The sequence below is a fragment of the Fluviicola sp. genome (genome assembly GCF_030151805.1).
Lineage (GTDB): Bacteria > Bacteroidota > Bacteroidia > Flavobacteriales_D > Crocinitomicaceae > Fluviicola.
The window spans coordinates 1-4,768 of the sequence record NZ_JASLCN010000010.1; the positions used below are offsets into that span (position 1 = coordinate 1).

The following is a 4,768-nucleotide window of genomic DNA, read 5'->3' on the forward strand; positions in this document are numbered from 1 at the left end:
CCGGGAAGAATTGGAAGTACTATTGAGTCAATGCCAGTTAAAATACAAAGCAGTGAAATTGGAAAAATCCGGAGATCAGCAGATTGGAACCTGGTTGGTTGAAGGAAATGCCGAAAAGCATTGGCGTTTTGTGAAAGCACTGAATGAAGAAAGCAGGATTAGCAGGCTCAATTACTAATTCGCTATTATACTTCAAACTCCCACGCACTTCGATAAATACCAGATTGCTCGATTTCCTGAATCAAAACGGCATAAAAATCATCATTTCCCAAAGTAGCACTGTCTCCGATGAGGTAACAGTTTTTCTGAGTTCTGGAAATAGCAACATTGGTTCTGCGGTAATCACTCAAAAAACCGATGATTCCTTCCGGATTGGAACGGGTAAGGCTGATCACCACATTTTCTTCTTCCTGACCCTGAATGGCATCAATAGTTGAAACATTCCATTCGGTTCCAAGTTCTTTTTGTAATAAGGCTATTTGTGCCGAATAAGGTGCCAGAATCACGGTTTTTTTCGGATTCAGAGCCTCTGTTTCAAGCAGTTTCTGAACAATCTTCAATTCATCCCGGTTTTCAAAACTACCCGTGGTTTCATTTTCTGTTTCACCTTCTCCGAAACCAGCCATGTCGATAAATTGCACCTGTCCCTGTTTCACACCCGAAGCAGTTTGTAACTGGTTTTCGTAGAAATACGGATTGATGACCGAAACAACTTCCCGGGGCATACGGTATTGTTCATTCAATAAAATGGGCGGCTGAATCTCGCAAACAGTTTCCAATAAACTTTTTGTTAAACCAAGCTCTTTGGCTTTGTTGCTCAGAACAACCGGAGGAAGCTGTTGCGGATCACCACACAAAACGAGTTTTTTCCCGAAACTGGCTACCAGCCAGGTTAAAGGAGCAAGTGCCTGCCCGGCTTCGTCCATAATAACCGCGTCAAACAAGTGATTTTTTGAAAGCTCGTTAAACAACCCAACCGGAGTTCCTGCAATGACAGAACTGGAATCAATGAGTTGTTGTTCCGTATCCTGAGCCAGTTTGCGTAATTCCTTCTGCAATTCACGGAGATCGCGTCTGGCTTGTCGCTTTTCGTCAGCGGCTTCTTTGGTATAATTGCGGATATGCCGGTTGGCAGTTTGTTCTGCCTTTTGAATCTGTTTTTTTAGTGTTTGACTGTATTGCGCCATTTTCCCGGATTCCAGGTAAGCATCAATGGTATAAGCAAGTAAATCGGATGAAACTTTTTCGTTGTTTCCCACCCGAAGTAATGACATTTTCGTCGAAACGAGTTTTCTGCACAAGTTATCGACCGCCGTATTGCTCGGAGCAGTGATCAGTACCTTCTTTCCTTGTTTTACCAATTCTTCAATGGCAATAGCCAGTGTGTGCGTTTTTCCGGTTCCCGGAGGTCCTTGAATGACTGTCGTCGGATTCTTACTGAGAATAGCGCCAACTGCCTTTTGTTGTGATGCATTGAGTTGTTCGGAAGGAAATGCTGCCTCGTCTTTCTCCCTCGAAAAATCGGTTGAAAAATCGTGTAATTGTTTTTGCTCTTTTAAAAAGCGAAGCCCGAACTGCATGCATTCCAGGGTTCTGTCATCAGGAGTGAAATCCACACGCACCGGATTTTCACGGATATTTCCTTCGATTTCCTCTTTGCAAAATAACAAGATGGAATAAGCATTCAATTCAACGATTCGTGCTTTGTATTGTTTGTTCTCCACATGAAACAACACACTAACTCCACGCTTGAAAAAGGAATTATTGATAACGAACGACGTTTCCAGAAGGTAAAAATCTCCATTGATTCCCGTCCGGATTTCACTTACACCACACGGAAAAACACTCAAACCTTGTTTGCGTAATTCAGTTGGTGCTGCCTTCAGGTTTTCGGAAACCAGTTGCTGAGAGTAGTTGATTTCCTCCCGAACAGCTTGTTCCAAATGTGGGTGTATCACGTGCATGATTCGTTTTTAGCTTGCGAAGATAAAGAGTAGAGTAGCAGTTCAATATAGTTTCCCGCAGATTTCGCAAAAGAACGCAGTGTAGATTTGTACAACTAATATCTGCTCAATTGGTGTAATCTGCGGGAACAAAAACTAAGAGATTACATTATTCTCGTTTTCAAACTTGCGGTAAGAAAGCATAATTGCAATCGTTGCAAGCAATACCATCACTCCGAAAGCCATTGCGACCAAATGCCATTCCAGAGTTCCTGCAATCAATTCCTTAGTCGCAAGTACAATGTTCACTACCGGAATCAAAGCAGTAATTTCGTTCAATTCAACTCCCGGGAAGAATCCAACCATTGCCGGGAGAATAATCAGCAGGTTGAGCGGCGAAATAATACTTTGAGCTTCTTTGAAACTTTTTGCCCGGACTGCAATCGGAATCATGATTCCTGCGAAGAAAATAATCAACGGACAAAGTAGAGCGTAAAGCATTACGATGAAAGTTGGTGATAAAATATCTTTAATTGCCTGAAGCACAACAGGATCTTTTACAATATTCAAAACTTCGATTGAAAGGTAAATTCCGAACAGGTTGAATGATGCAGCCAGTAAACCGGAAAGTACCACAACACCCATTTTTCCGAATAAAATCTTCCATCTTGGAACCGGTGTTGTCAGTAATGTTTCGATCGTTGAACGTTCTTTTTCCCCTGTAAATAAGTCAATTGCAGGGAACATGCAGCCCATGAATCCGAAAGCGATGAAGAGGTAAGGCAAAAATCCTCCGGCCAGTTTCCCGATCATTTCCTTGCTGGATGCGACGTTCGAATAAGCCATTACAAACGGAGTGATTTTCGCTTCGTCTATTTTCAATTCGGAATAACGCTGCTTTTTCCAGTTTTCCTGGATGTAGGAAAGGTAAGTGTCAGCACGATCTTTCATTCCTAAATTCGTACCATCGTGGAAAACAACCACCGAAATGGGTTTCATTTCCTTTTTAAGCTGCTCGGCATTATTCGGAATAAAAATCCCGACCTGAATAGAATCCGAACGAATCGCTTTGATCAATGAAAGTGTGTCTGTGAACGGAATGAATTCCCGTTTACCAAGTGTTTCCGGAACCTTTAACAAATCTGCTTCCAGACTTCCGACCTGGTTGCTCACCAAACCGATTTTTACCTTTTTTTCGGCCGCTTCCTTTTGAAAACTGGCTGAAACAGTCATGAAAAGACTCATGATTATGGGAAATACAAGTGTCGGAATCACAATCATCATCATGACTGTTCTTCTATCGCGCAAAGTATCGCGTAATTCCTTTTTAAATACAGTGAAAATCATGCTAATTCAGGTTTTTGGTCGTGAACAATTCGGATAAATTCTGCTGTTAGATTCGGAGCTTGTTGTTGAGCACGGAATGCTTCCATGGTATCGTTATACAATACCTTTCCTTTGTGAATGATGGTAATATCGTCACACAATAAATCAACTTCTCCCATGATGTGACTCGAAAAGATCACCGTTTTTCCCTGGTTTTTGCAATCGCGGATCAACTGGATGATATTTTCAGCCGTAATCACATCCAAACCACTGGTAGGTTCGTCGAAAATAACCACTTGCGGATCATGAATCATGGTTCTGCAGATGGAAACTTTTTGTTTCATTCCGGTACTTAGTTTTCCGATGCGTTTGTTCTGGAAATCATGCATGTCCAATAGATCGAAAAGTCGTTTTTTGCGCATTTCAATGTCGTTTTTTGAAACACCGTACAATTCCCCGAAATAGGAAATCAACTCGTTGGGAGTCAGGCGGGCATACAAACCTGCCGAACCGGTCAAAAATCCGATGTGCTTTCTGGCTTCCTGCGGATTGGCTACAGCATCAATGTGATTGATGAGAATTTGTCCTTTTGAAGGTTTGAAAATGGTCGATAACATGCGGAGTGTAGTCGTTTTTCCTGCTCCGTTCGGACCAAGAAGTGCATGAACCCTTCCGGGCATACATTCAAAACTGATATTATCAACTGCAAGAACCGAATCTTGCCTGGTTCCCAGTTCTTTCTTTTGCTGTCTGTTCAGGCTAAAAGACTTGCTGAGATTAGAAACTTGTATCATGTTGAGCGATTATTTCACTAAGTTAAGAAGATGCTGTCAGCATTCGATGCAAAATGCATTGAAGTTGTTTTTTTAGTGATAAAAGGTTTTATTTTGATGCCGTTTTGTGGTTGGAAAACAGGAATAGTTCAAATTTTTTTTATTAAACACCTTTGAACCCCTGAGTCTTTTCTACTCTTGATTTATCAGGGAAAGTTTGTCCAGGGCTTCCCGGATGATTTTGCTCAATGCTTCGTGTTTGGAAACCGTCATAAAATGTGTACCACCTTCGATAGTGTAATCAGGATGTAGTTTTTGGATGTTGAAAATGCGGTCTTTGGTTCCGTGAATGTGAAGCACTTTGGATGCAACGGGAGTTTTTCTTTTCCAGGAAACAATTTGGTGAATGGCCCATTTGGTAAAGATCGGATCGGAATCTGCCAGAATCTGGTTGAGGATGGTTTTTTCTTCCGTTGTTTTGGTTCCGAAGAACCAGTGATTTCCTTTTTTGTTTTCCAGGAGTTTTTTGACCGGAATGAATTTTTGTAAACCGATTTTTCCACCTGCTTTCATCCAGAAGGGAAGTTCAGTTCTTGTTTTGACACTTGCCAGGATCAAAACCGGGCAATGGTTTAGCAAAGCTCTCATTTCCTGTGCATCAATTCCACCGAAGGAAATCCCAATTAAAATTGGATTGGACTCCTTTACTTGTTCGGAAAGCTGTTT

At 41.6% G+C, this 4,768-nt stretch carries 4 protein-coding genes; all 4 read right to left on the bottom strand.

Annotated features, from left to right (window positions below; genetic code table 11):
- Positions 1-185: 185 nt before the first annotated feature.
- Positions 186-1,964 (bottom strand): AAA domain-containing protein, encoded by a 1,779-nt coding sequence (locus Q1V93_RS00290; protein WP_300659829.1) that lies wholly within the window; start codon positions 1,962-1,964, stop codon positions 186-188.
- Positions 1,965-2,099: 135 nt separating this feature from the next.
- Positions 2,100-3,290 carry an ABC transporter permease gene (locus tag Q1V93_RS00295; RefSeq protein ID WP_300659832.1) on the bottom strand — a complete coding sequence of 397 codons (1,191 nt, stop codon included), beginning with the start codon at positions 3,288-3,290 and terminating at the stop codon, positions 2,100-2,102.
- The gene (locus Q1V93_RS00300) at positions 3,287-4,063 is read right to left on the bottom strand and encodes an ATP-binding cassette domain-containing protein (RefSeq protein ID WP_300659835.1); all 777 of its coding nucleotides are present in this window, start codon (positions 4,061-4,063) and stop codon (positions 3,287-3,289) included. The genes Q1V93_RS00295 and Q1V93_RS00300 overlap by 4 nt, the downstream gene beginning before the upstream one ends.
- 171 nt (positions 4,064-4,234) lie before the next feature.
- A partial coding sequence (locus Q1V93_RS00305) for an alpha/beta hydrolase (protein WP_300659838.1) occupies positions 4,235-4,768 on the bottom strand: 534 nt, incomplete at its 5' end.